21 protein-coding genes and 1 tRNA gene are annotated in these 26,134 nt (G+C 54.5%); 12 read left to right on the forward strand and 10 right to left on the reverse strand.

All coding sequences use genetic code 11. From position 1 onward, the window contains the following. Positions 1–254: 254 nt before the first annotated feature. Positions 255–1,334, forward strand: coding sequence for a glycoside hydrolase family 71/99 protein (locus SCARR_RS19995; RefSeq protein ID WP_136063416.1), 1,080 nt, complete (start codon positions 255–257; stop codon positions 1,332–1,334). Positions 1,335–1,569: 235 nt separating this feature from the next. Further along, positions 1,570–3,051 (forward strand): sulfatase-like hydrolase/transferase, encoded by a 1,482-nt coding sequence (locus SCARR_RS20000; protein ID WP_136064695.1) that lies wholly within the window; start codon positions 1,570–1,572, stop codon positions 3,049–3,051. Positions 3,052–3,081: 30 nt separating this feature from the next. On the opposite strand, the gene SCARR_RS29600 is transcribed toward SCARR_RS20000, so the two are convergent. Then, positions 3,082–3,498, reverse strand: coding sequence for a hypothetical protein (locus SCARR_RS29600; protein WP_168433468.1), 417 nt, complete (start codon positions 3,496–3,498; stop codon positions 3,082–3,084). Between the two features lie 154 nt (positions 3,499–3,652). Here SCARR_RS29600 and SCARR_RS29605 point away from each other — a divergent pair, with 154 nt between their 5' ends. After that, a complete protein-coding gene (locus SCARR_RS29605) occupies positions 3,653–3,937 on the forward strand; it encodes an IS66 family transposase (RefSeq protein ID WP_136063418.1) in 285 nt (94 codons plus the stop codon). Between the two features lie 470 nt (positions 3,938–4,407). Here SCARR_RS29605 and SCARR_RS20015 read toward each other — a convergent pair whose 3' ends face one another. The 5 genes from SCARR_RS20015 to SCARR_RS20035 form a co-directional block, all read right to left on the reverse strand. Further along, a complete protein-coding gene (locus SCARR_RS20015; protein WP_136063419.1) occupies positions 4,408–5,289 on the reverse strand; it encodes a PEP-CTERM sorting domain-containing protein in 882 nt (293 codons plus the stop codon). A gap of 82 nt (positions 5,290–5,371) precedes the next feature. Continuing rightward, positions 5,372–7,861: an immunoglobulin domain-containing protein gene (locus SCARR_RS20020; RefSeq protein ID WP_136063420.1), complete on the reverse strand. Its 2,490-nt coding sequence runs from the start codon at positions 7,859–7,861 to the stop codon at positions 5,372–5,374. 184 nt (positions 7,862–8,045) lie between these two features. Further along, positions 8,046–9,461, reverse strand: a complete 1,416-nt coding sequence (locus tag SCARR_RS20025; RefSeq protein WP_136063421.1) for a site-specific integrase — start codon at positions 9,459–9,461, stop codon at positions 8,046–8,048. A gap of 73 nt (positions 9,462–9,534) precedes the next feature. Beyond that, positions 9,535–10,593, reverse strand: coding sequence for a helix-turn-helix domain-containing protein (locus tag SCARR_RS20030; RefSeq protein WP_136063422.1), 1,059 nt, complete (start codon positions 10,591–10,593; stop codon positions 9,535–9,537). 228 nt (positions 10,594–10,821) lie between these two features. Beyond that, positions 10,822–10,896, reverse strand: a tRNA-Thr gene (locus SCARR_RS20035). Positions 10,897–11,091: 195 nt separating this feature from the next. Between SCARR_RS20035 and SCARR_RS20040 the strand changes: the two genes are divergently transcribed. After that, positions 11,092–12,456, forward strand: coding sequence for an FAD-dependent oxidoreductase (locus SCARR_RS20040; protein ID WP_136063423.1), 1,365 nt, complete (start codon positions 11,092–11,094; stop codon positions 12,454–12,456). Here SCARR_RS20040 and SCARR_RS20045 read toward each other — a convergent pair. Beyond that, positions 12,451–13,668, reverse strand: coding sequence for a polysaccharide pyruvyl transferase family protein (locus tag SCARR_RS20045; RefSeq protein ID WP_246044510.1), 1,218 nt, complete (start codon positions 13,666–13,668; stop codon positions 12,451–12,453). The genes SCARR_RS20040 and SCARR_RS20045 overlap by 6 nt on opposite strands. Before the next feature lie 64 nt (positions 13,669–13,732). On the opposite strand from SCARR_RS20045, the gene SCARR_RS20050 reads away from it, so the two are divergent. The 6 genes from SCARR_RS20050 (at position 13,733) to SCARR_RS20075 (ending at position 20,490) form a co-directional block, all read left to right on the forward strand. Further along, a complete protein-coding gene (locus SCARR_RS20050) occupies positions 13,733–14,296 on the forward strand; it encodes a Maf family protein (RefSeq protein ID WP_136063425.1) in 564 nt (187 codons plus the stop codon). Between the two features lie 52 nt (positions 14,297–14,348). Further along, positions 14,349–15,863, forward strand: coding sequence for a PAS domain-containing protein (locus tag SCARR_RS20055; RefSeq protein ID WP_136063426.1), 1,515 nt, complete (start codon positions 14,349–14,351; stop codon positions 15,861–15,863). Continuing rightward, the gene (locus SCARR_RS20060) at positions 15,860–16,753 is read left to right on the forward strand and encodes a hypothetical protein (RefSeq protein WP_136063427.1); all 894 of its coding nucleotides are present in this window, start codon (positions 15,860–15,862) and stop codon (positions 16,751–16,753) included. The genes SCARR_RS20055 and SCARR_RS20060 overlap by 4 nt, the downstream gene beginning before the upstream one ends. Before the next feature lie 18 nt (positions 16,754–16,771). Beyond that, the gene (locus SCARR_RS20065; RefSeq protein WP_136063428.1) at positions 16,772–19,270 is read left to right on the forward strand and encodes a PAS domain-containing hybrid sensor histidine kinase/response regulator; all 2,499 of its coding nucleotides are present in this window, start codon (positions 16,772–16,774) and stop codon (positions 19,268–19,270) included. Between the two features lie 26 nt (positions 19,271–19,296). After that, the gene (locus SCARR_RS20070) at positions 19,297–19,617 is read left to right on the forward strand and encodes a putative quinol monooxygenase (RefSeq protein WP_136063429.1); all 321 of its coding nucleotides are present in this window, start codon (positions 19,297–19,299) and stop codon (positions 19,615–19,617) included. Positions 19,618–19,707: 90 nt separating this feature from the next. Beyond that, positions 19,708–20,490 (forward strand): DUF1189 family protein, encoded by a 783-nt coding sequence (locus SCARR_RS20075; protein WP_136063430.1) that lies wholly within the window; start codon positions 19,708–19,710, stop codon positions 20,488–20,490. A gap of 11 nt (positions 20,491–20,501) precedes the next feature. On the opposite strand, the gene aldA is transcribed toward SCARR_RS20075, so the two are convergent. The 3 genes from aldA to SCARR_RS20090 are packed head-to-tail and all read right to left on the reverse strand — an operon-like array spanning position 20,502 to position 22,942. Beyond that, positions 20,502–21,950 carry an aldehyde dehydrogenase gene (aldA, locus tag SCARR_RS20080; RefSeq protein WP_136063431.1) on the reverse strand — a complete coding sequence of 483 codons (1,449 nt, stop codon included), beginning with the start codon at positions 21,948–21,950 and terminating at the stop codon, positions 20,502–20,504. Between the two features lie 30 nt (positions 21,951–21,980). Next, positions 21,981–22,169 carry a Clp protease/crotonase-like domain-containing protein gene (locus SCARR_RS20085; RefSeq protein WP_136063432.1) on the reverse strand — a complete coding sequence of 63 codons (189 nt, stop codon included), beginning with the start codon at positions 22,167–22,169 and terminating at the stop codon, positions 21,981–21,983. After that, entirely contained in the window at positions 22,166–22,942 is a 777-nt protein-coding gene (locus SCARR_RS20090) for an IclR family transcriptional regulator (protein ID WP_136063433.1), read from the reverse strand. The genes SCARR_RS20085 and SCARR_RS20090 overlap by 4 nt, the downstream gene beginning before the upstream one ends. A 191-nt stretch (positions 22,943–23,133) precedes the next feature. Between SCARR_RS20090 and SCARR_RS20095 the strand changes: the two genes are divergently transcribed. Further along, positions 23,134–23,619 (forward strand): CoA transferase, encoded by a 486-nt coding sequence (locus SCARR_RS20095; protein ID WP_136063434.1) that lies wholly within the window; start codon positions 23,134–23,136, stop codon positions 23,617–23,619. A 106-nt stretch (positions 23,620–23,725) separates the two neighbouring features. Continuing rightward, a complete protein-coding gene (locus SCARR_RS20100; protein WP_136063435.1) occupies positions 23,726–26,095 on the forward strand; it encodes a glycoside hydrolase family 2 protein in 2,370 nt (789 codons plus the stop codon). The last annotated feature ends 39 nt before the right edge of the window (positions 26,096–26,134 follow it).

Consider the following 26,134-nt stretch of genomic DNA (forward strand, 5'->3'; position numbering starts at 1 on the left):
TTAAACAGGGTCGGAGCCCACTCCACAGCCTCCGGCTTAATATACCAGTAAATACACTAGCTCCAACCACCTGTCATACCATCATTTAATTATTATCCGAGCACATTTCATTTCTTTAAATCCTTTTTTATAGAACCTTACAACTCCTGAAACCAAAGAAAATAAAAGCAGAATATTTATTTGATTGTTTGATTGGCATATGTAGTATTACTTCAAAATAAGACTGCATTTACAACCTAATGAAGGAAGACAGGATGAAATCGATTTTAACCGGAGTGAACTATTTTGCCGGCTGGTGGAAACCGCTGCCGAACAAGTGGCGCCGCCATGACAGCTCGCTGGCAACCGACCAGAAAGAAGACTGGAGACCGGAGTTTCCGGAACGCCTTCCCCTGCTCGGCGAATACAACTGCCAGGAAACCATGGACCGCGAGATTGAAGCAGCAACCAATCATGGCATCGATTTTTTTCCGATCCTCTGGTACTACAACGAGCCGAACAGCGAGCGCGAACCCAACAGCCGCTTCCTCAACCGCGCGCTTGATGAATTTACCGCCTCTCCCTTCGCCAACCGCATGAGCTTTTTCATCGAGTTCTGCAACCACAACCCGTTCGAGGTGACCACCGACCAGCAGTGGCAGGAATGTCTCGACAGCTGGGAAAAGTATATTACCCACCCCTCCTACATGAAGGTCGACGGCCGCGCCATTTTCAAGGTATTCGGCGCACAGCACTTTATCGACCAGAACGGCGGTGACATCGACCGCTGCATCGCGCAGCTCGACTCCATCCGCGCACTGTTTCTGAAACACGGCATGGACGTCATCATTGGCGGCGGACTGGAGGGCATCCAATCTATCGGTGTGGACCACCCGATTGCAAACGTCTTCGACTTTACCTGCTGCTACATGGATGTGCCGCTGGATCTGCCGCAACTGAAAGAGGACTATCCCTACGAAATGATTGCAGAGTTTGCCCGCGATTCGCGCCGGGCCCACAGCCGAGATGCCATTCCCCACATGCCCTACGTGCCCGCCGGATGGAACCCGGGCCCGTGGCCGGACGAACGGGCCCGTTTCGACCTGCCCAACCGCGCGCAGTGGCGCGCCGTGCTGGAGGAAGTGAAAGAGGACCTCTCCACGCTACCGAACCTTGGCCTGCCCTGCCCGGACGGCAGCCTGCAACCGGCTTTTAACTGCTATGCCTGGAACGAATTCGGCGAAGGCGGCATCGTCGCCCCGACCCACATCACCGGATACATGAAACTTGAAGAAATCCGGCGCACCTTCAAACCCGAAACCGTTAAGAAAGAAGCCGAACTCCAACCGGCATAAGCGGCTACCCAGAGAATATATGACAGAATCATTGACAGCAGAACCGAAGACGAAGTCGAGCTGGGCGGGAAGAATGACAGCAACGAAGTGGCAATCATTTTCCAGACATCGGAAAAAATCTCCTGGGCAATTCCAGACATTGGAAATGTGATGAAAGGGAATCCTCTATTCAGAGAGTTTTCTTCCCCAATGATTCTGCCAAAAACTTGCACTGCAAGGAACGAAGAGGAATATTATGAATACGAACCGACGAGATTTTATAAAAACCACTGCGGCGGCCACCGTGCTGGCGGGGCTGAACGCCCGCGGCGCGATCAAAGGCGGCAACAGGCCCAACCTGCTTTTTGTCTTCACCGACCAGCAGTCGTTCGACATGCTCGGGTGCTACGGCAACGAGCAAATCCAGACGCCCAATATTGACCGGCTGGCCAAAGAGAGCGTGCGGTTTGAATACTGCATCTCCAGCAATCCGGTCTGCTCCCCCATGCGCGGCATGCTGCTCAGCGGACAGCATCCGCTCAAAAACGGCGTGTTCACCAACGATGCCTGCATGCTGCCCGGCAACGGAACCTATTTCGGCGAAGTCCTGCGCGACAACGGATATAAAACAGGCTACGTCGGCAAATGGCATGTACATGGCGGCGACCGCAACCGCCCCATTCCCGAAGGACCCTACCGCTACGGTTTCGACGATACCTTCATCAGCAACAACTGCACGCTGAACTATGACCCCGATGTCTGCTTCTACTACGATCAGCACACCGGCGAAAAAATCAAATACAACCAGTGGGAGGTCTACGGACAGACCGACCAGGCGCAACAGTTCATCAAAGAGTCCTCAAAGGACGAACCGTGGGCGCTGTTTGTCTCCTGGCATCCGCCGCATGACCACAAAGGCTTACAATACACCACCCTGCCGGAACTCGAAGCGCTCTACGATCCCGACACCATCCAACTGCGCCCGTCCATGACCGACTCCCCCGAAGTCCGCAAAGACATGCAAGGCTACATGGCCATGATCACCGGCTGCGACATCGCCTTCGGCCGCCTCATGGACACGCTCAAGGAACAAGGCATGGACGACAACACCATCGTCGTCTTCACCTCCGACCATGGCGATCTGCACGGTGCCCATGGACGGCCCTGGGCAAAAAGCTTTCCGGAAGATGAATCGTGCCGCGTGCCGCTGCTCATCCACTATCCGGAAAAGCTCAACCCGCGCAACTCCGAGCTGCTGGTCGGCACGCTCGACCTGATGCCCACCATTCTGGGCATAATGAATCTGCCCATCCCGGCCACCTGCGACGGACAAAACCTCACCCCGCACATCCAGGCGGGCAACGACGACGCTGTCGCCTCCGTTCCGCTCTTCTATTTCAACCCCTCCTGGCGCGGGGTCTTCACCAAAGCCTTCACCTACGCAAAAGGCGGGCCGATGTCGGAAGGCAAACGGAAGCTCGGCTGGGACGCGCTCTATGACCGCCAAGCCGACCCCTATCAGCTCAGGAACCTGTATGACGACCCGGCCTATGCCGCCAAACAGGAAGAACTCGACCGGCTGACCCGGCAGTGGCTGGATCACTTTGACGACCCGTTTATCGAAGGCGATGCTCTCTGCAAGCGTCTCGGCTTTGATTCTCCGGAACTGCACGGCAAAGGAAAAACCGGCCGCCTCCCCGGCCGCCCGGTAGACATACTACGTGCAGAGCTAAAATAACACCGCTGACGGGCGGTGGACCAATAGTCGCTATTTGAAATATTCATAGATACGATCCCACGAACTGGGATCCAAAACATTCAGATTGTTCACATGAATCGACTCTTTGCGAAAACACCGAAGTGTCTTGAGCTTCACTTCATGAGTCACACTGAAACTAATGATGCGGTCGAGATTTAGGGGAATGAGCTTTTTGATATTTTCTGCACCGCGGGTTCCGGTTTCGACTTCTACGGCGGTTCGCTTGCCGCTTTTTTCTGCATAGAGATCGATGGCCATGTTATTGCCAATCGGTTTTTCGAGTTCGACAGTCCATCCGTCTTTTTCGAGCTGCTTGCGGATTTCATTTTTCCAGTAGTTATGCACGATTCCACCTTCTTTGCGCTTGGGTACGTCAATCCCGTTGCGCTTCATGGCTTCGCGCATGGATGGGGTGAGATCTAGCAATACGACTTTCCCAGTTCGAGTCGGGATGTCAACCGGGTGGATAATTCCTTTTTCGATGAGATTCTGTTTGGCGTGATTACCTCGTCTTCGACTGATCTCAAGGCGTGCATATCTTTTGACGACTCCGTCGAATGGGTTTTTATGAATATCTTTCATGAGGGTCTGTTCGGTTTCAGATAGGGAGGTTCCACTTTTAGAATCCTTTATTCTATGGGTTTCTGGAATATCCCCGGATTCGGTGGAATCGGATTTCTTCAGCGGTTCCTGCGCGGACCCATTGGAACAGGCCGGATATGGTGCGTACACCAGCTGGCTGAATAAAAAATCACATGCCAAAGAAAAGGTTTCCATCATCCATGCTGCCTGCTGGGCGCATGCCCGACGTAAGTTTGCTGAAGTCCCCGGCAACCGGAACGAGCTGAACCAGTTTGTTTTGTAAGGTGGACACAACATCTCAGCTAAGCCTCAAGGTGTTTTCTGTATACGTCCCTTTTCCCATTAATTACGAATACATATTCCTCGACCTGTTTTCGCCCAGCTCCTGTCCGACTATCGGGCCAAGCATGGGGGGTAAGTGAGCGGGACAGCCGGAGGCTGCGGGGAGACTCGTGGCCTTGGGCTTGGAGTGAAAACTAGAAGCGGGCTCATGCCGAAGGCATCCAGGGAATAGAGCTATCTGAACCTCAAAAATCAACAACCAGGAATAAGCCTCACTGAGCCCTCCTGATTTGTGGCACTGGACACTACACTCCTAACATCACCGGGAGCCAGCACAGGCCATTCTCGCAGCGATTTGGGGTGGTTGGGATGTGTGGTTGGCTGGTCTAGTTTTTGGAACGGTGTTCCGGGAGATCAATCGACAATTCGAAGAGCTTAGACTGCAAAATACTACAGAAAAAACGATGCAAATCAATTACGGCGTAAAGTCCGTCGATAACTGATCACACCAGCAAATCCAATCATCAACAACAAGATGCTTGAGGGCTCAGGAACCGTCAACCCAGTAACCCCTTGAATCCAATCCCACTGTCCATTAAGAGGAACGCCTCCTCCGTAATCCCCAAAACGGCCGCCATATCCTTCTGTAAAAGTATTCACTCCAACCAGCGAATCGCTTACCAGTAAAGCTCCCCCAGAATCGCCAGGACCTATGATGGTTTCAAGATCATTGCCAAGGCCACTGCCTGAGCTAGGGCTATCAAAATCATAGCGGAATAAATTATCCAGCTCGTCAATTACATTAAATCCGAATCTACGGTCAGTTAAAGATGCCTCTGTCGTGTAACCATAACTTCCATATCCAGAACGTCCGAATCCGACAAGCGTACCAACATCTCCCAGTGACACCCCTCCTCCTAGAGAAGGAAAGACAAGTTCAGGCAGAGGATCATCGAAGTATATTAAAGAAAGGTCATTTTCTATCGACGGATTACCGAATCCCGAAAAATCCGGATGTATAGAGAATGAACTCGCCATATAGCTTCCAAACCGAGGCAAATGAAACTGAATATCAAGCCCTTGATCAACAAGACCATTATCATCTAAATCAATATTATGACCAGCTGTTAAAACCCAGTTTCTGGATAGTGCTGTAGCAGAGCCAATGTACAAGGCACCGTCACTACTTATCTCCAAAGCTCCCACGAACTCGTATCTGCCCTGATCATCAACTCTATAAGAGGGCCTATCCGCTGGAAGGGAAAACTCTCCACCAGCAAGAATCCCCAAACTCCGCAAAGAACAACTGAGCAATAGTATCGATAAAACCGCTTTAGCTTCAGCACCAATCATATTTTCTCATCAGGATGAGGAACAAGCCGACTCCCTATAGAATCGGCTTGTTCCATACAAAATTTCAATGCAGCTCAGCTACTTAACGCACATATGCCAAGTCGATCCAAAAATGCGTGGATAAACCGTCAGGAGATGGAGTTAGGACAAGAACAATCTGATTTTCCCCATCACCGAATGCCGATTCTGGAACTCGATATGTCATCCAGTTTGAATCAACAAAAACATCCCCGACATACAAAGATCCATTCACGTAAACATCAATATAGCAATACGATGTTCCTTCTGATGTAGAACCTAGAGAATGAAAATAGAATGACTTCTTCCCATTAAACGCAAAACCAACGTAACCATTTACCGCCACTACCTTGCAATGAGGGGGATTAGTATAATAGCTATCAAAAACGAATCCGTCGTAGCCAATCCCCATATTCCAAAGACTAATAGAAGAATCATTTAGCAAGGCATACCCTGACACAGTCGGCCCAGATTCATTGTCATCTGACACGGTCAAAGTAGCCTCCTCTGAAAATGCAGACTGCCCACCAGCACTTACCCGAACTTTATACTCCCCGGCATGGCCATCACCAACACTACTGAATGACATCCTCCTGCTCGTTTTACCAGGAATCAATTTTTTGTTGTGATACCATTGATAAGAAATTGATGAACTTGAAGTAGCCTCAACAGAGAAAACAACTGGGTCGCCATACTTAATGGTCTGAGACTTAGGCTGAACAGTTATAACTGGAGGGCTTAGCTCCGGCTCCTTCTCATAATGATAATCCCATTCTTTCGTAAAAATCCGAAAAGGAGGCAAGCTAGGCAACGAACCAATCGGAGTCCCAATCACACTAAGACCTGCATTGATGTCCGCATAAGCCCCAAACTTCCAGTCAGCAGTAATGACCTCATCATTTACAGTACTAACCGCCCCCTCTACCTCCAGCCTAGGATCAGTATTAATGTAGACTCCAGCAAGACTCACAACCTTAGCATCTATTTGCGGAACCAGTGCCACAGTCGCCGCACCAGCACCATCAAGTGTATAAGTGAAAGGAATCTTTTCAAAAGGCTCCACATCAAACCACCTATCCCAATCAACTGCTGGATCAGCATCTTTAAGATAAACACCCTTTACACCCATGTTTGCATTTTGACGAAAGCCTGTCCTCATGGTGGCCGTAGCCTCAACACTTGCGCTTGCCTCTGCCGTAATCGTGGCTGTTAGATCGACATACACATAACCAGCCTGAACAAATTGCCGCCAACTCCAAAGCTCTTTTGAATACTCTCCAGACCAAGCTCCAGAAAGAGTGACCACAGGAACACAGGCTATCTCCAGATCCCCTGAAGCCTCAACCTCAAGTCGCTTCAGCGATGCCCAACTCGTTTCCAGAGAAACTTTCAGTTTAGGGTGAAACAAGAACTTTGCCTCTTCCATGGTAATATCCAGTGGACCATCCACGAACAAGGTCTCACCTGAAAAATCCGAGCCAATCGTTGGCAACTCGAATGTGGCATCACCAGATAGTGACTTTACCAAGTAACCATTTTCATCAAATTCAAGAAAAATTGCATCATCACCAATCGTAAAAGACCCATCTGTCATAATATCTGCCAAAGTGACATCAACGGTAGTAATAGTCAGCTCCTCGGCTGCCTGATTTGTCGTAATTGACTCAATCTTCCGATAGAATATTTCATCAATATGCGCAGGAGCTAGATTGGCTAGTGACTGCCCGGCAACAAATGCTGGCGCAGTAGATGAAGTATAGGAGATAATAATAGAATTTGTTTCCACCGAGCTAATTTCCCATGCGGTGGAAACACTATTCATACGAACAGGCCCAGTGCGATGACGGGCTGCAAGAACGGCCGCCTCTCCATCTAACTGCTGACCAACTCGCAATGCCGTTGGAGAACCGAAAACAAATAAATCCCCATCCTCAACAACCTCTTTTTCCAACTCAAACTGCCAAGTATAATTTGTCGAGAAACCATTGACATCAGCAACTGCCAGAGAGACATCGACAGTCGCTCCGTATCCACCAAGAGCGAAATCGCCACCAAAATCAAAGACGAGTGTATTCGTGCTCCAAGACAGCTCTGAGTCACTCAAATCAAAAACATCATTCGTACCTACAACGAGAGAGATTGTGTTACTGGCAACGCCTGACGAGTCATCTAGCACGATTTGAATAGGAGAAAAACGAGGTACCCCAAAGGCATCATCCTCAGGTGTGCGTGAGACGATTTCTGGAGCCTGCTCGTCCAAAGCCCTGACCCGATAAAACTTCTCTTCACCTCCAAGAGTTACCACATGTTGTTGAGCCAATGCCTGAGCCTTGGATGGATACCCCGCAACAGCAACCCAATTATTACTTGAAAGGTTTGCACACTCCTCAAGTACATATCGAATACCTGGCTGTGTTGACCATGCGACCTCCCTCTGCGCTACATTAGTCGTTGAATATAACCCCATGACGGGGGTTTCCAGCCTTTCACCGAAAGAAGAAGAATGAATGAAGCTCAACACCGAAAGAGCAAATACTGCGATTGCATTACGCATAACCCACCTCCACACTTAGTATTTTATGAAGCCAAAGCCTCGTTCAACGGCTATTCTCGTGGTTACAACTAACGTCATTAACAACAGAGGTCAATCAACGACCACCGAACAGGTCATATTTATACGCAATTTAAATTGGAAACCTTCTTTCTCAATGTTAATATGTGAGGTTATTTATCAACATTTAATACCTCCCCATCACCTTCGACAGATCCAACCCATAATCCAGCTTTACCAGTTCCTCCAATAGGACTGCTGGATGGAGATCACTTCCATAACGGGCATGGACTACAGAAATAAACCTGTCCATATGGCCGCATAACCGCATTTCTATTCGAGGATTCATCCGAGCCTGGTTTTGTGCCTGACTGATAAAAGTGTGGCGTAGAGAGTGAAAGGAGAAGGTTTTACGCCCTGCCTGATGGTCTGCCAGTTCATCCTCGCTCAAAAACCTTGGACGCAAAATCACATTGAACCAATGGCTCATCGCATTTCTCCAGTCTTTGTATTGATGGTGTGATGCTTTAGGCCAAAGGTTCGTAGTACCGTGCCTACTGGGATCGGTCCTAGATCGTCTGTGTCCCACAAACCTCATAAAACCCAATTCCTCAAGCACCGGGTGAACAGGTATTCGCCTTTTGGATGCCCGATTCTTTACGTGTTTAAAAGTCTCACTCCGTTGCCGTGCATTGATATCAAAACAATCCACCCCTTCAATGCAGACCACATCACTTATGCATAACTGGCATATCTCATTTAAGCGGGCCCCAGTGTATAGGCCAATCAAGGGAATCCAAAATCTCATATGCCTAGAAGCTTTTCTTCCAGTCGCATATAGAGCCAACCCATCAACCATTCTCTGCAATTGATCATGGGAATATACACAACGACCCTCTACAAAATTATCCTCTACCGGAATCCTCAAATCCACCAGAGGACAAATGCGTATATATCCATACCTCACAGCATGAGTGAAAATCGTCTTCAATTTTGCTAATCGGTTATTAACCGTTGTATTCGACACAACCCGCTCATGATCGATTTGAACAATTTCCCTTAGGGATTTATCTTTAAGCTCACTTTGCTGTCGCATACGAGGCGGCATCCGACACAAAGCCTGGTCACGAAATTCCATAAGCATTGAACGGGTGACCGTTTCAATAGCTATGTCACCAAACCATTCGATCAGCAGTTTAACGGAATTGCCCCGTTCAAGCTCACTTTTCTCTGACTGCCGTCCCAAAGACCGCACCTCGGCATAAACCATGGACAGCGAGTGCGAGGTATTTCGGGCAAAGACTGCAGCATCCGGAACCTCACCGATGATCCGTGGTGAATTACCAAGCAGAAGGGATTCAATAATAGTATCCCCCTCCTGGATTCCCGCTACATTCCTACCAGCTCTCAAATCGCTGAACTGTCTTTTAAACACGACGGACAGTATCCTCGCCCAAGAACGAGCCTCCAACTCATCATGTGCTCTTAAGGCTCTGGATATTTCTGATTTCCCTCCGTAGTGCCATCTTAAATCCTCAGGGATAGTCATCCTGAAAAAAAGAGCATCACCACGTTGCTGCACATTTCTGATCTTAAGATTCATATCAGCCACCTTCCTTGAACAAGGAAAGCAGCCGGATAATGAAGGAGGAGACAAGGCTGGAATCAATCGGGTGTTATTCGTTGCCCCCCAGCAACGCATCAACCGAGGATTTGAGGATGAGTATTTTTCGCTGACCGACCTTCTTGTGCTTAAGACGACCGTCACCATAGTAGTTGCGGACTGTCTTTTCAGAGCACACCAAAAGCCTTGCTGCTTCCTTGACCGTTACATATTCCTCATCAGAGTTACTGGCAGGCCTGGGTTTTGCAACAACTGGCTTAGGCACCACATCAGCGACTACGCCCTCTGACTTACCTGACCCACCAGCGACTAGACCAATACGGAAGTTTGCAGGCTTATCGGGTTTGGGCACCACAATCATGAATCCATCGCCTGCCGAGACCTGTACGGCCATAGCGTTGCCGGTCCGAGATTCAACTGGGAACGATACCTCCACCTTTTCGTCCAGAGCCGCCCGGACCTCCTCATACGACATGTAATCAACATGATACGACCGATCAAACTCGTCCAAATCCTCAGCCGGAAGAAGCTCCTGAAGATCATGCAATCCAGTTGCAAGACAATCAAATTCCAAACCCCAGCCCTTCACGGCATTCAATGCCCCGTAACAGGCCGATTTCGTGTCATACCGCTTTACTGGCAGCCGGGAGCAGGGCTTCCATGAATCGACAAGCCTTGTCCAGACTAACGCATGTTTTGGTGCATCGTCTCCGGTAACTACAGCCAGCCTCAGACCTCCAGAGATGTCCAGTATGAGCCGAGACAGACGATAGACGACCTCCGACATGGCTAAATGGTTTATGGATGCGTTGAGGGCGTCCCTATCCTTGAGAACCTCAACCTTCAGCCCCTCAATCCGTTCGGCTGTGAGACCAGCGGCTGGTGCCATGCCCTTGCCCTCCATCACCGACCACATCACATCATTCATGTCGATGTGAGGCTGAAGAGTATCTGGGTTATTGGGAACAGAAAGGAAATCAGATGTCGGCCATACAATCACGGCCTTCCGGGAATAGAGATTTTCCTCGGCAAGGATCGAGAGCAGGTCATCGTTGATACGATCAACGCCTGTGAGTGAGGCTGGGCCACCAATAAGAAGTATGTCTTTCATTCAAACAGGGTAGGATTTTTCAGGCAATCAGTACAAGGAGATAGGGATATCGAGAATCGGTCATGCCTAAGCAGAATTCACACACCCAGAATTTGTGTACGATTTGTGTACGATTCTCCCCCCATCTGGGGTGTGGAAAGTTGTGGAAACGAGAGGCAGTCGAGTCGATTACGCAGTCATACACCCAAAGAAAAACCCCGCTATCATTGACGATAACGGGGCTTAGAATGGAGCCGGCGGTCAGAGTCGAACTGACGACCAACGGATTACAAATCCGTTGCTCTGCCACTGAGCTACGCCGGCAGATGTTTCCCGCGAAAGAATTTCTCGATTGGAAAACGAACGGCGAATTATGCGAATATTCGATGTAGAGTCAATACTCTGAATCGAGTATTTCGCCCACCTCGGTTTAAGACCCGGCCATCACTTCTTTTTTGTCTTTCTCACGCGACGGCAATGGAACCAATTGGTAGCGTTTCCTGAAACGGAGAGACATCTATGCAACAAAACACCGAGAAAACTTGGCGCTGTGCGATTTGTGGATACATCCACTATGGAGATTCCGCGCCTGAGCCCTGCCCCATCTGCGATGCGAAAGCCGAGGATTTCGAACACATTGATGCCCCCCAGAGACCGGTGCGTCGCGATGTTGGGCAGGAGCGGGTTGTGATTGTCGGGGCAGGCGTCGCCGGGGTTTCGGCGGCCGAAGCGGTGCGGAAGCATGCGCCGGATGCGGAGATTATTTTGATTTCGCAGGAGGAAGAGTTTCCTTATATGCGCCTCAACCTGACGCGCCTGCTGGCCGGCGAGTTTGCGGAAAAAAACCTGCCGTTGCATTCGCCGGAGTGGTACGGCGAGCAACGCATCAAGCTGCTCCGGGGCCACGCGGCGGCGCGCCTGGTTCTGGCGGAAAAGGCGGTGCAGCTGGACAATGGAGAAACGCTCCAGTTCGACAAACTGATTGTTGCGACCGGATCGCACCCTTTCATGCCGCCCATTCCCGGCAGCGCACTGCAGCAGGTGTTTACCGTCCGTACGGTGGAGGATGTCCGCCAAATTCTTTCGGTGGTTCAGCCGGAAACCGAGGTGGTCTGCATTGGCGGCGGCATTCTGGGATTGGAAACCGCCGGCGCGCTGGCCAAGCAGCAAGCCAACGTTACGGTGCTGGAGGCGTTTGAATATCTCATGCCGCTGCAGCTGAATGCGGAAGGCAGCCGGGTCTTGGAGGAGCATCTCAACACGCTGAGCATAAAAGTGATCACCAACGCCAGCGCCGACTGCATCATTGGCGACGGGCATGTTACCGGCGTGCACCTGAAACGGGGCCAACTGATTCCCGCGAGCGTGGTGGTGGTTGCGGCGGGCGACCGGGCGAATGCGGAGCTGCTTGAGCAGGCCGGCCTAACGGTGAAGAAGGGCGCGCTGGTGGATAATTTTCTGCGGACGGCTCATCCGGATATTTATGCCGTCGGCGATGTGGCGGAACATGACGGCGTGCGCTACGGCTCATGGTCTCCGGCCATGTATATGGGCAAGATTGCCGGCATGAACGCCGCTGGAGCACCGACCGAATTCGGCGGCATTCCTCGTTCGCATTTGCTGAAGGTGCTGGGCAAGCCGATGCTGAGCATCGGAACGATTATCCCGACGGACGGCAGTTACCGGATGATCGAGGACCATGCCGACAACGGCTACCGCCTGTTCATGTTCCGTGACGGACGCCTGACGGGCTGCCTGCTGATCGGCAAGCTGAAGTTGATGAAGCCGGTGCGCAAGGCGCTGCAGGCGAGGCTGGACATGAAGGAGCTGCTGACGCCGGAAACAACCGCAGAAGAAGTGGCGGCGCACCTTGCCGGCCTATAGGCTGTTGAGCAATTCGGCGAGTTTGGCTTTAGCGGCGTCGAGCCGCTGAAGCAGCAGTTCGTGGACAGTGGCGCTGACCTCGGCAAACTCCTCGCGACTGTCGATCAGGCGGTCGAGCTCGTTTTGCATGTGCTCGAAATCGCAGGCGTCGACGCTGCCGGCGGAGGTATGGCCGAACGCCGTCAAGAAGTTGTCCACCTTGCTGCCGCGACTGATTCCGATGATGGGCACATGCACCACAGAGGCAAGGATTAAAAGGTGCAGGCGGCTGCTGATGACGAGGTCGAGCCTGCCGGCAATCGCCAGGATTTCGCGCGGCGCACGCCGTCCGCCAACCACCACGGAGTGGACGCGGTTTTTCATCCGCTCGCGCAAACGCTCCATCAGCGCAGCATCAGTTACGTGGTTCATCGGCAGGAAAACAATGCGGTGGTCCTGCCCGGCGAGGCGGTCGAGGAACTCGATCAACTCCTGCTCGTGGACGAGCTGCCGCTGCGCGGAGATGCAGAGGCCAACCTTGCGGACCTCGGATTCAAGAATGTGGAGGGCCTCGCGGTTAAGGGCGATGTTTTCCCACGGCTCGGGTTCGAGCAGCTCGGCGGAGTCGGCGCCGACGATGGCCTGCGGCACATCGCCGCAAGCATGGACGGCGGCCAGGGTTTCGGGGTCGCGAAGCATCACGAGGTCGCACAAGTTGAGCTGCTCGACAATTTTAGCACGCGCCCGGTCCATGGCCATGTTTTCCAGGCGCCGGACAAAGTCAACGCGTTTGAAAGCCAGCAGACTGAGCAGGTTCAGCAGTGTGCGGCGCTTGCCGGGCAGTACGCGGTAGATGAACGGGTTGAGGTTTTGATTCATACCGACGCCCCACACCACGGTCTTGGTTCCGGCGCGGTGGGCGATTTCGAGCATCTTGAGCGGGATTTCCGGATAGTCGGAAAGGCCGGTTGCCCCGGCCCATATAAATACGTCGGCGCCGGCGAGCCGCTCCTCCATGAGCGTGCGGCTGTAGGGCGGGTCGAAGCCGAAAAGCTGAACCGTTTCGACACCTAGCCGGGCGGCGGTGTCTTCGGGGAGATCGGTGCTAACGGTAATGCGGGCGGCGGGACAGACTTCGCGAATGATGCCGACAACGCACTCGAGGATAGCCTCGTCACCTACGTTGTTGCGCCCGAAGGGGACGCCCCCAAGCAGTATATCGACCGTCTGCATCTGCAAGCTTTATGCCATGCAGAAGGGGCTTTTAATAGCCCGCTTTTAAACATATTATCTATTTATGCAAAACAATGCCCCCTTTGGAACGCTGGTGCTGGCCAGTGCATCACCGCGCCGGCGCGAAATGCTCGCATCGCTTGGCCTGAGCTTCGATGTGATTGTGCCGGAAATCGATGAAACGCCGCGCCCCGGCGAAGCGCCGCGCGCGTTTGTTGAGCGCATGGCGAAGGAAAAGGCCGAAACGGTACAGGATGAGCGCATCGTGATTGCCGCCGACACCGTGGTGGTTCTTCAAAACCGCATCTTGGGCAAGCCTGCCGATGAGGCCCACGCCAGCGAAATGCTTTCAACCCTTTCCGGCGCCAGCCATGAGGTCATCACCGGAACCTGCATCCGGCAGGGGGGCCGCTTCGAGGTGTTTTCCGTCTCGACCGAAGTGGTTTTCCGGGAGTTGGAAAAAGCGGAGATTGAAGCCTACATTGCCACGGGCTGCCCGATGGACAAGGCCGGCGCCTATGCCATCCAAGGCGGTGCGGCGCACATGGTCCGCTCCATAAACGGTTCGTACACCAACGTGGTTGGGCTGCCCTTGTGCGAGCTTTACGAGATGTTGATTTCCTTTTGATTCGACCGGCTAAATACAGTACGTTGACTACGTTTATTATGTAGAGGAACCCATGCCCGCGAGTATCTCACCCAACGATATCCAGAATCTGCCAGCAACCGCAACACTTGCGACGGTGCCTTTTCTAGGCAATCTGGCGGGGGATTTGAGTCATTTGGCCTCGGATACAGTCATCATCACGATTTTATCGGCCACCACGCTGCTGCTCTTCGGTGTGCTTTGCCGCCTGCGGCAGCTGCGCATAGCGCTAGAACGGAAATCGGTGGCGCTGGAAAAAAGCGAACGCCACATCCGCCTGATGGGCGACAACCTGCCGAACGTGACGGTCTTCCAGCTGGAGCGCTCCGAGGAAGGGCATTTTTCTTTCAGTTATCTTAGCCATGGCTATGAACGCGCGCTGGGCTTCAGCCGCGACCTCGCGGTTGAGAATGCCGAATATGTATTCGAAAACGTCTACGAAGCCGACATTCCCCTTTTGCAGGAAGCCTGCTTACGCGCCCAAAACAACCTCCAGCCCACGGGAATTGAGATCCGCGTACTGGACGTCACCGGCGAACTGAAATGGCTGCACATCAGCGCCGTGCCGCACCGCGAAAAAGAGTCCCTCGTCTGGGACGGCTTCATGCAGGACTTTTCCGTCACCAAACGGGCGGAAGATGCGTTGTTGGAGGAAAACCGCAACTTCCAGAATCTTTTTGAAACCATCGACGACTTCCTGCTGATTTGCGACACAAACGGAAACCTCATCCACGCGAACCCATCGGTTGAAAAACGATTGGGCTATACCGGGGACGCACTGCGTTCCATGAGCATTTTCGAGCTCTATCCGGAGGATGCCCGTGCCGAGGCCTACCGGATGATCGCCCGCATGCAGAACGAACGGTCCGGCGGAAGCAACCTTCCGCTGCAAACCAACAACGGACGGACCATCCCCGTTGAAATGAACATGTTCCAAGGCTCGTGGAAAAACAAAAAAGCCATCTTCGGCGTTGCGCGAGACGTAGCCAACCGGCAACGCACCGAAAACGCCCTGCGCGAATCGCAGCAGATGCTGCAGCTGATTATGGATACGATCCCAATGTCGGTCTTCTGGAAGGATAAAGACTCCGTCTATCTAGGGTGCAACCAGACGTTCATCGGCGAATGCGGACTCGAAAACGTCCAGGACGTTGTGGGCAAAAACCCGTTCGACCTGTTCAGCAAAACGCTGGCCGAAGGCGTGATTGCACGCGACCAGCATGTAACCAGCTCCAACCAACCGCTGTTCAACTCGCAATATTCGCATACCCGCCCCGACGGCAGCATCGGATGGCGCAGCGCCACAATCATCCCGTTGCGCAACGACACCGACGAGCCGTCCGGCGTACTTGGCGTCTGGCAGGACGTCACCGAACAAAACCTCGCCGAAGAACGCCTGAAAAGAACCCTCGAGGACATGGAGCGCTTCAACCAATTGATGCGGGGCCGCGAACGCCGCACGCTTGAGCTGAAAGAAGAAATCAACCGCCTGCTGACCGAACTTGAGCAACCCAAAAAATACCGCACCACCACAGAAGACCTCTCATGAATGCGAAACCGAAATCCCGGAAAAGGCCTTACGGCCCCTTTGCGCTGGCCGCCGGCGCGTATGTCTGCGGCGTCGTGGCTTTTTCACTCTGGTCATACCAACAGCAAAAAAACGGCTTAATGGGACAAGCGGGCCGGTTGCTGACCAACGCCGCCTATGCGGCCGACGAACTGATCGGCAAGGACTATGCCGCGCAGCTGACGGCGCAGGATCTGAGCGGCACCGAAACGTACGCCGCCTGCCAGAAAAAACTTAACCGCTTGGCCAAAAAATCCGGATTAACCGGACTGGGCCAAGCCGTCAAACAATCCGGAGAAACCTACGCTCTGGTCTACGGCCACGGAAGCAGCGGAACGGTCATAACCGAAATCAGATACCGCACCCCCCTCTCGCCAGGCTTGCGAAGCATGGTTCTTGAGCTGGCGGGGCAGCGGGCACAAGCCGAGACGGTACAGTCTTACGACCATCCGGAATTTGGACGATTGCTCGCCTTCGTGCAGTACCGCCCCGTTGGCGGCGATTCGGGCCAAGTGCTTTTTGCCATTCAGGATGCAGGTCGCTTGAACAAGCTCCTGTTGGCCGCCGCCGTGCAAAAAAGCGTGGCCGGCGTATTTCTGCTGGTCATGATTTTCCCGCTCGTTGCATTGTACAACCGGACGAAAGGCAAGGCCGCAAAGAAGCTCGCCAAGCTCAACGCACTGCTGCAGTACGACGTCGAGACGCGCAAGCACCGCGAACACGAACTCAAGGACGCCATCGCCGATCTCGAGCGCTTCAACGCCGTAGCGGTCGGCCGGGAAGACCGGATCATCCAGCTCAAGGGCGAGGTCAATACCTTGCTGGAGCAGCTGAAGCAGGAAAAACGCTACAACGTCGATCACATTGAATAACGGCTTGCGAAACGAATAATGGATAAACAACCCAAACTCCAGACTCGACTGGCGCTCCTCTTCGCCGGCGGCGGCGCATTGAACGCGGCGGCACTTTCGGCCGCCCTCTATGGCTTGGAACTTGCAAGCGGCCCCCTTTTCCTCTCGTTCTCCGGGCTCTTTCTGCTGGCCTCTGCCGGAGCTGGCTATTGGGCCGGAAGCCTGGCCGGAAAGCGCTTCGAAAGCGAAAACATCGAGCGCAACCAAGAAATGCACGACCAGGTCGAAACCGTTCAGCAGCTGATGAAGGCCAACGAATTTCTCGAAACCGAGGCGGTCGATCTCAAAAAGCACCGCAAAGCGCTGCTGAGCATCATGGAAGATGCCGAACGCTACAACGAAGAGCTCAAGCACGAGATTGCCGAACGCAAACGCGCCGAAGCCGAAGCCGCCCGGGCCCGCAACAACATGGAGCTCATCCTCCACGGCGGCGACCTGGGCTACTGGGACTGGGACATCCTCGGAAAAACCCATGCCTGCAACTCCCGCTTCGCCGCCCTCCTCGGCTACCGCATCGAAGACTTCCCCGCCGACTTGGACTGGCGGAAAGAACACATCCATCCCGACGACATAGAGGCGGTCAACCGGAACCTCGCCCAGCATTTCGAAGGAAAAAACGAAATCTACACCTGCGAATACCGCCTGCGACGCGGCGAAGACGAGTGGATCTGGCTGTTCGACCGCGGCCGGGTGATTGACTGGGACGCCAACCAAAAGCCGGCGCGCATGGTCGGAACCCTGCTCGAAACCACCGACCGCAAAGAATACGAGCTTGAAATGACGGAGGCCAACCATCTGCTCGACAAGCGCAGCCGCGAGCTGGAGGAAAACCAGCATATCATCATGGGCATGATGGAAGACGCCAACGACGCGCGCGACAGCCTGGAGCAGGCCAACCGCCAGCTCTTGGTGGCCCGCGAAAAGGCCGAGCAGGCCACGCGCGCCAAATCCGACTTCCTCGCCAGCATGAGCCACGAGATCCGCACCCCCATGAACGGCATCATCGGAACGGCCAGCCTGCTTAGCGACTCCTCCCTCACCCCGGAGCAGGCCGAATACATCCGCATCGTCCAAACCTCGAGCGACGCCCTGCTGACCCTGCTCAACGACATCCTCGATTTTTCAAAAATCGAAGCCGGCAAGCTCAACCTCGAGCAACGGCCCTTCGATCTGCGCGAAACCTGCGAACACATCACCGAGCTGCTCACACCCACCGCCTTAGAGAAGGGCATCGACCTGATTCTGCGCTATTCCCCCTCCACGCCCGCGCAGGTCGTCGGCGATGCCGGCCGGATCCGCCAAGTGCTGATGAACCTGGCCAGCAACGCGCTGAAGTTCACCCGCGAGGGCTACGTCTACATCAACATCGAGGCCGTTGCCGGCACGGAAGAAGAAACCAGCATCAACTTCAGCATCACCGACACCGGCATTGGCGTCTCCCGCGAGGAGTTGCCGCTGCTGTTCCAGAAGTTTTCACAAGGCGACTCCTCCACCACGCGCGAGTATGGCGGCACTGGGCTGGGCCTAGCCATTTGCAAACAGCTCGTCAACCTGATGGGCGGGAAAATCGGGATGGAAAGCGAGCTCGGCAAAGGCTCCTCGTTCTGGTTCCGCCTCAACATGCCGGTGGCGAAAAGCGCCAAGCCCGCGACGATCGATCAAGCCCTCTTTAAAGGCGAAAGCGTGCTCGTAGTCGATGAAAAAAGGCTCATGGGACTGGCACTGGCCGAGTGGCTCAACTGCTGGGGGCTCCAAGCCGAAACCTGCTCCTCCACAGAAGCCGCCGCCAAAAAAATCCGCAACAACGGATTCCGCATGGTATTTATTGAGGAATACCTCGCCTACGACAACGACAACCCCTTCTTCAACAATCCCGAATTCGAAACCCTCACCCTGTTCATCATCTGCTCCATCACCAACCGCGACTTCCGGTCGCTCGACCGGGCCGGACTCGCCACCAATTTGGTCAAACCCATTCGGCTGAGCAATCTGCTGGGCAAAACCGCAAAAGCGCTCGGCTATTCCGCTCCCATGCTGACCGCCGACAAAGAACCCGACGCGCCCGCGGTGGAATCCTCCGAAATCGCTTCTTTCGGCACGCGCCGCATTCTGGTTGCAGAAGACAACCTCGTGAACCAAACCGTCGCCAAACGCATCCTTGTTAAAGGCGGGTTCGAGGTGGAGGTGGCCGAAAACGGCGAGCAGGCCTTGCGCAAAGTCACCGAAAGCGGCATGCACTACGACTTTGTGTTCATGGATTGCCAGATGCCGCGCATGGACGGCTATGAAGCCTCGCGCCGCATCCGCGAATATGAGCGGGAACACGGCCAAGGCTCCCGCATTCCGATTGTTGCCCTCACGGCCAACGCCATGCAGGGCGACCGCGAAAAATGCCTGGACGCCGGCATGGACGACTACATCCCCAAGCCGGTCAAAAAGGAAGCCCTCTTCGACATGCTCCATCACCATCTTGGATAGCTTCAGCCACAAAAAGGAGAACCGCCATGTTCATTGTCCATGTTTTCATTCATGTCAAACCTGCATGCATTGAGAAATTCAAGGTGGCCACGCTCGCAAATGTAAGAGCAAGCATTCAGGAGCAGGGCATCGCCCGCTTTGATTTTTTGGAGCAGGAAGACCACCCCGGCCGCTTTGTTTTGGTGGAGGTCTACCGCACCCCGGAAGATGCGGCCAATCATAAGCTTACACCACACTATCAGGTATGGCGCGATGCCGTGGAACACATGATGCAGGAACCGCGCTCCAGCATAAAATGCGCAAACATTGCCCCGGACGACTCCGGATGGGGCGCTTTTTTGGGCTGACGACAATTTTTTTATTTTTCGCGCCCTAAAGAACGGCATAAAGTTTGCTTAAACATGAAGGCATGACGGGGAAAAGATACAGCATTCTGCATCTGCCATTTATGTCGTTTTTTTTCGAAGCGGCTTTATCGGGAAGTCGGACGCAACTGGAAGGGGGCCAACCTGTGCTACCTCTTCCTGCTGCTGGCCATTTGCTGCGTCCCCCCCTCCTTGAATCTGCGCAAAAAGTTCCTGACGCATCTGGATGCAAAAGAACTGCAGCTGCTTAACCAGATTCCCGAGATCCACATCAAAAACGGAACCGTCCTGTTCGACCAAAAGCAACCCTACTACATCCGTCGCGCCGACGGCTCGCCGATGGCCATCATCGACACCACCGGCAGCATGAACTACATCGACGACGAGGCAAACATGCTCCTGACTGAAACCAAACTGATCGTTCGGCGGGGCGCAAAATACTTCAATACGCTGGATCTCGCCCAAGTTGAAGAATTCACGATCAACAAATTCATCATCAGCAATTGGCTGCAAACCTCCAAGCAGACCATCGCGCCGGTCAGCTACGGCCTCTTCCTGATGCTTTCCTGCATATTCTTTTGCTGCTGCTGGCCATTGTCGGGCTGGTGGTTCCGCCGCCATCCACGCATCGCCACCGCGGCTGTAACGCCTGCCGAGATCCTCATCACCGTTTCCTGCGCCGCAGGCATCGCCGCGCCCAACATCTCCTACCTGCTTCTTTCCACGCTCTACCTACTGATCGGCATCCTCTCCTGCAAAGGAACCTCCGCCAAACAGGACAAGTTGAACAAACCCAATCTCCTCGCCGTCTTGGAAGAAGATCTCCACGAAGACGCGCACTCGCACGCGACTTAAACAAATCGGCGTTATTGGCAGCCGAGATAGATCGTGCGTTTCTGGAGATAGCCCTCGATGCCGTGGACGCCGTCCTCCCCGCCAAGGCCGCTGCGCTTATGTCCGCTGTGATAGCCTTGGATATAGCCAACAATGCCCTTGTTGATGAAGATGGTGCCCACCTGCAAATGGCCGACCGCGTGCATGAATTTTCGGTAGTCGCGGGTCCAGAGATAAGCAGAAAGCCCGTCCTCCCGCGCATTGGCAATCTCGAGCGCCTCTTCATAGCTTGAAATCTTAACGATCGGCATCACCGGTCCAAAGATTTCCTCCTTCACCGCGGTGGAATCCTTGGTCGCGTTCAGCAGCACGGTGGGTTCGTACCAGTTGCCCTTCTCGAACTCCGGACCTTCCGGCCGCCGGCCGCCGCACGCCAGCGTCGCGCCTTCAGCCACCGTCTTCTTCACGATATCGTCGATTCGCGCCAATCCGCCCGCAGTCGTGCTCGGACCCATCCCGATGTTCTTCATCGGATCGCCCACCTTGATTCCCTTGATGCGGGCCAAGACTTTTTCGGTGAACTCGTCCGCAACCTTTTCATGAACCAGCACCACCTCGTTGCAAATGCAGACCTGGCCGCAGTTCGCAAAGCGCGCCACCACAGCCGCCTCCACCGCCTTGTCCAGATCCGCATCGTCAAGCACGATGAACGGCGCCTTGCCGCCCAGCTCAAGGGAAAGCGCGGTCACGTTCTCGGCCGCCGACGCACAGATCGCCTGGCCGGCGCGGATGCTGCCGGTCACGGAAACCAGTTTCGTAATCGGGCTCGCGACCAACGCCGCTCCGATTTCCGCCCCCGTGCCGATCACCATGTTCACCACGCCTTTCGGGAGGCCGGCCTCGTCCACCAGCCGGCAGAACTCGGATGCCGTTACGGGCGTAGCCTCGTGCGGCTTAAGCACCATGGTGTTTCCGGTCACCAACGCGGGCCCGAGCTTGCGCCCGATCAGCGCCAGCGGATAGTTGAATGCACAGAGACCGACGGTCACGCCGTACGGAACCTTATAAATCATCAATTGTTCGTTTGGCTGGTCCGACGGAAAAATCTGCCCCTCAATCCGGCGCGCCGCCTCGGCGCTGTAGGTCATGTAGCGAATCGTGTCGTCCACCTCGAACCGCGCCTCGTCGAGCGTCTTGCCCTGCTCCATCACGAGCAGCTTGGCGAAATGCTCCTTTTCCGCCTTCAGCCGGTCGGCAAGCTCATAAATATAGTTCGCGCGTTCAACCGGTGGCAGATCCTGCCAATCCTGCTGCGCCGCCTGCGAGGTTTCCAGCGCCTGCTGCGCCTGCTCGACCGAGCAGTTCGGCACTGCCGCCCACACTTCGCCGGTGGCAGGATTCTCTACCTGAATACGGTCTGAATGGTCGGCGCCAATCCATTCGCCGTTAATGTAGCAGGGATAAAATTTAGGTTCGCTCATCATTATTCCTCCATCGGTTTCAATTTTCCCTCAGCGGCCGCGATACATCGGCGCGCGTTTTTCCACGAAAGCACGGAACCCTTCCGCTCCGTCCTCCGTATCATACAACCCATCCACCAACCGCGCCTCCAGCGCCAGCCCATCGGCCAACGGCTTTTCAATACCTTCCCGAATGCCCTTCTTCAGCGCCGCCTTCGCGGAATAAATCACATCACTCATCCGAAAACCCCCAGATTGCGGTTAATCTCCCCCGCGCAAATCAAAGTAGCCTTAAGATAGTTCCGCTGCTTCTGGGCCGCATCCTTCACGCTGTCCAAATAGGACACCGCGAGAACCGCCGCGGTTCCCGAACCGTCCACGCCCACCGGAATGGCAATGTCCGCCACGCCCTCGGTAAGCTCGCTCTTGCCGAATAGAAAGCCGTTGGCCCGACCCTGTTCAATGTCGGCGCGGATCTGTTTTTGGGCCGCCTTGGCCAGCCGCGAAAATTCAGGATCGTCTTCAAGCAGTTGATCCGCCGCTTCTTCGGCCATGCGAGACAACAGCACCTTGCCGGAAGCCGTCCGGCTCATCGGCAGCGTCGCCCCCTCGCCCACCGAGAGGCAGACCCGGCGCGCCGGCATCCGCTCCATCATAACAATCAGCGACGCCCCATGCTGGAAACTCAAGTGGCACGATTGCCCGATCTCTTCCGCCAGCGCCTCCATCGGCACATGCGCGGCTTTGCGAAGCATCGTTGCCGTATGCTGGCGATGCCCCAATTCAAACAGGCGCAGCGTGATGCGGAACCCGCCCCCCTCGTCTTTCGCAATATAATCCCGATCTTCCAGGCAGGCCATCATTCGATACAGCTCGCTCTGGTTCCGCCCAAGCGCGTGGGCAATCTCCGAAAGCGTACGCCCTTCCCGTTCCCCGGAAAGATATTCCAGAATATCCAGCCCTTTTTCCAGCGCCGGCGCCTGATAGCCCGTTTTATTTTTCGACTTTTCCATAGGTGGCTTGTGAATCCCTTTTTTATATACAAAACTATGTGTTCAACACCCTCAAGATCCAAGGTGAACTGTAAAGTACGGCATTTAACCCTTTAATGGATACTGTTCTAAAGGACAGGTTACGCCCCGCAGGAAAACGCGTATGAATTGCATCTGAATTTATTTTTCATATATAAAACTTTGAATCCACTATGGCTGAATCAATAAAACTCCGGGGAATGACCTGGGACCACTCCCGTGGCTTCACGCCCATGGTCGCAACGGCGCAGCGCTTTCACGAGCTTCACCCGGAAATCGATATTTCGTGGTCCAAACGCTCGCTGCAGGAATTTGCCGACCGCCCGCTGGGCGAGCTCGCCGAGCAGTTCGACTTTCTGGTGATCGACCATCCTTGGACCGGATTCGCCGCCGTCAAACAGATTTTGGCCGGCCATCTGAAGACCAAGCCGACAGACGACTGGCTGGCGGTTTTGGAGCCGGCGGACATCTGGTGCGCGAAGCTCCACGACTGGAGCGGACTACGCACCACCGAGGCTTATCAGGTGCATCAGTCCGACGGCTGCGCCTACCGGACCACGCGCTGTCCGATCCGAATCGATGGTGAACGGATTTACAACCCGAAGGGTTCGCCCGTACTGGGCGAGCATACAAAAAACATCTTGAATGAACTGGAATGATCACGAACACAAAGGCACTAAGAGCGCAAAGTTTCACAAAGCTTTGCGCACCTTCGTGTCCTCTGCGCCTTTGCGTTGAAAATACATTTAAATAGCGAGGTTAAAAATGAATGAACAACGAGTTGAATTAGATCTGAGCGGCATCCACTGGAAGATGCAGAAAATCCGCCCCGGACAAGGCGTGATCGAAGGGTTTCACACCATGCCCTCGGAATACCAGGGCACATTCTTCAACTGGAGCCAAGTGCAGGTTCCCGGCGACATCTTCACCGACCTGCAGCGGGCCGGCGAGATCGACGACCCCTATTTCGGCCGCAACTTTGGCCGCGCAAAATGGGCGCAGGAGCTTGAATACTGGTACTTCACCAAGTTTCACGCCCCCGCCGAAATGCAGGGCAAAAAAGTCAGCGTCCTTTTTGAAGGCGTCGACTACAGCTGCGAAGCCTGGCTGAACGGCCAATACCTTGGCGCGCACGAAGGCATGTTCTCCACTTTCGAATTCGACATCACCCGTTCCGTCCGCTTCGACGAATGGCTCGAAGGCTGCAACATTCTCATGATCAAACTCGATCCGCCTCCGCGCAACCACGGGCGCGTCGCCGGGCGCAAGTTCTGCTTCGGCGGCGACTACATGCCCGACGTCGTACCCTTCGGCATCCACCGCCCCGTCAAGGTGGTGGCTACCGGCGAAACGGCGATCAAGCGCACGCGGATCGAATCCGTCATTAACGGCGCCGATGCCGTGGTGTCCATGGAAGTGGAGGTGCACAACCTTTCCGCCGATCCCTATGAGGTAAAGCTCAACGCAACCGTCGCCGGCGAAAATTTTAAAATCGCGACGCCGATCACCGCCGTCGCCACGACAATGATCGCCCCTGGCGCCAACTTTGTCAAAATGGAGATCCCCGTTAAGGACGCGCAACTCTGGTGGCCCTGGGACATGGGCGATCAAAACCTCTACGAGATGGAAATCACCGCCATGGCCATCGGTGAAGAGAGCGACGTCCATCGCGAAATCTTCGGTATCCGCGAAATCACGCTGGAAATGAATCCCGGCTACACGGCCGAAGAAGTCGAATTCCCGTGGACCTTCATGGTCAACGGCAAGCGCCACTTCCTGCGCTCCTCCTGCTGGGGCGGACCGCCCTCGATGCTCTACGGCCGCAACACCGACAAAAAGTATGAGGCCCGTTTGGCGATGGTGAAAGAAGCCAACATCAACAACCTGCGCATCTTCGGCTGGCACCCGCCAGAAGTCCCCTACTTCTACGAACAGTGCGACCGGCTGGGCATCACCGTCTGGACCAACTTTAGCTTCGCCACCCAGGGCTACATCGCCTCGCCGGACGTCCTCTGGCCGGCCGTCGCCGAATGCGCCGACATCGTGAAACAGCGGCGCAACCACCCCTGCACCGTCATGTGGATGGGCGGCGAAGAGGTCTTTTTCTCCGGCGCCCATCTGGAGAGCGACAACAAGCTGTTCATGGAGGAGATCGGCAAAGGGGTGCGGGAAGTCACCAACGTGCCCTACGCCATCGCCTCCCCGCTCAGCGGAACGTACGGCCAGAAGCTCGGCTACAAACCGAAGGAGTCCACCCACGCCAACGAGCACTATTACGGCGCCGGCGCAGTGCTGATGGAGGAATACTACCCGGCCCAGGACCACTGCGTGATCCCCGAGCTCACGGCAGCATCGGCCCCGAGCGTAGACGCCCTCAAACGCTTTATCCCCGAAGACGAACTCTGGCCGATGGGCCTGAGCTGGGGCTATCACTGGGCCGACATCGACATTCTGAAAACCCTGAACGTCGAGGTGTTCGGCGATGAACGGATGGGTTCGCTCGAAGAGTTTGTCGAAGCCACCCAGACTGCGCAGGGCATGATCTTCCAGTATTCGTTGGAAGTCTACCGCCGCCGCAAGCCGTCGCTGAGCGCCGTAGCCTTCTGCCATTTCATGACGCACATGCCCGACATCAAGTGGGGCATCATCGACTACTACGGCAATAAGAAGCTGTCGTTCGACTACGTTAAGCGCGCCTACCAGCCGGTGCTCGCGAGCGTGGAATACGAACGCCGGCGCTGGAAGGCCGGCGAAGAGCTTAACTGCAATGCGTGGATCGTCAACGACCTGCACACCGCCTTCGAAGGGGCGGAGCTGGCTTGGGAAATTCGGTCGAAGGGCGCGGTTGCCGCCTCCGGCAAAACAACGGTGGATGTCGAGGCCGACAGTGGCCGGAGCGTGCTGCCGATCCAATGGACGGTGGAAGGCGAAACCAACGAAATGTTTGAGGTTGCCCTAAAACTGACCGCGACCGACGGCGCCGTGCTTTCGGACAACCATCATACCCTGCTGGTCGGCGACCATGATGCAATCAAAACCGAACTCAAGGAGCGCCACCGCGCAACCTGCGAGACCATGGATCGGCATGGGAAGTCGTATTTCCGCTACTTCCCCGAACAAATGCAGTTCGACTAGGAAGTCAGGGCCGTGAAGCCGCATGCCAGCATGCGGCTT

It is taken from the genome of Pontiella sulfatireligans (genome assembly GCF_900890705.1).
GTDB lineage: Bacteria > Verrucomicrobiota > Kiritimatiellia > Kiritimatiellales > Pontiellaceae > Pontiella > Pontiella sulfatireligans.

Excerpts from the sequence above, each read along its gene's own strand:
- SCARR_RS20030 (WP_136063422.1), bottom strand. The coding sequence starts at position 10,593 with ATGAAAGACATACTTCTTATTGGTGGCCCAGCCTCACTCACAGGCGTT.
- SCARR_RS20095 (WP_136063434.1), top strand. The coding sequence starts at position 23,134 with ATGGCTGAATCAATAAAACTCCGGGGAATGACCTGGGACCACTCCCGT.
- SCARR_RS20020 (WP_136063420.1), bottom strand. The coding sequence starts at position 7,861 with ATGCGTAATGCAATCGCAGTATTTGCTCTTTCGGTGTTGAGCTTCATT.
- SCARR_RS20090 (WP_136063433.1), bottom strand. The coding sequence starts at position 22,942 with ATGGAAAAGTCGAAAAATAAAACGGGCTATCAGGCGCCGGCGCTGGAA.
- SCARR_RS20085 (WP_136063432.1), bottom strand. The coding sequence starts at position 22,169 with ATGAGTGATGTGATTTATTCCGCGAAGGCGGCGCTGAAGAAGGGCATT.
- SCARR_RS20060 (WP_136063427.1), top strand. The coding sequence starts at position 15,860 with ATGAATGCGAAACCGAAATCCCGGAAAAGGCCTTACGGCCCCTTTGCG.
- SCARR_RS20050 (WP_136063425.1), top strand. The coding sequence starts at position 13,733 with ATGCAAAACAATGCCCCCTTTGGAACGCTGGTGCTGGCCAGTGCATCA.
- SCARR_RS20025 (WP_136063421.1), bottom strand. The coding sequence starts at position 9,461 with ATGAATCTTAAGATCAGAAATGTGCAGCAACGTGGTGATGCTCTTTTT.
- SCARR_RS20045 (WP_246044510.1), bottom strand. The coding sequence starts at position 13,668 with ATGCAGACGGTCGATATACTGCTTGGGGGCGTCCCCTTCGGGCGCAAC.
- SCARR_RS20055 (WP_136063426.1), top strand. The coding sequence starts at position 14,349 with ATGCCCGCGAGTATCTCACCCAACGATATCCAGAATCTGCCAGCAACC.
- SCARR_RS20100 (WP_136063435.1), top strand. The coding sequence starts at position 23,726 with ATGAATGAACAACGAGTTGAATTAGATCTGAGCGGCATCCACTGGAAG.
- SCARR_RS19995 (WP_136063416.1), top strand. The coding sequence starts at position 255 with ATGAAATCGATTTTAACCGGAGTGAACTATTTTGCCGGCTGGTGGAAA.
- SCARR_RS20000 (WP_136064695.1), top strand. The coding sequence starts at position 1,570 with ATGAATACGAACCGACGAGATTTTATAAAAACCACTGCGGCGGCCACC.
- SCARR_RS29605 (WP_136063418.1), top strand. The coding sequence starts at position 3,653 with ATGAGGGTCTGTTCGGTTTCAGATAGGGAGGTTCCACTTTTAGAATCC.
- SCARR_RS20065 (WP_136063428.1), top strand. The coding sequence starts at position 16,772 with ATGGATAAACAACCCAAACTCCAGACTCGACTGGCGCTCCTCTTCGCC.
- SCARR_RS20070 (WP_136063429.1), top strand. The coding sequence starts at position 19,297 with ATGTTCATTGTCCATGTTTTCATTCATGTCAAACCTGCATGCATTGAG.
- aldA (WP_136063431.1), bottom strand. The coding sequence starts at position 21,950 with ATGAGCGAACCTAAATTTTATCCCTGCTACATTAACGGCGAATGGATT.
- SCARR_RS20015 (WP_136063419.1), bottom strand. The coding sequence starts at position 5,289 with ATGATTGGTGCTGAAGCTAAAGCGGTTTTATCGATACTATTGCTCAGT.
- SCARR_RS20040 (WP_136063423.1), top strand. The coding sequence starts at position 11,092 with ATGCAACAAAACACCGAGAAAACTTGGCGCTGTGCGATTTGTGGATAC.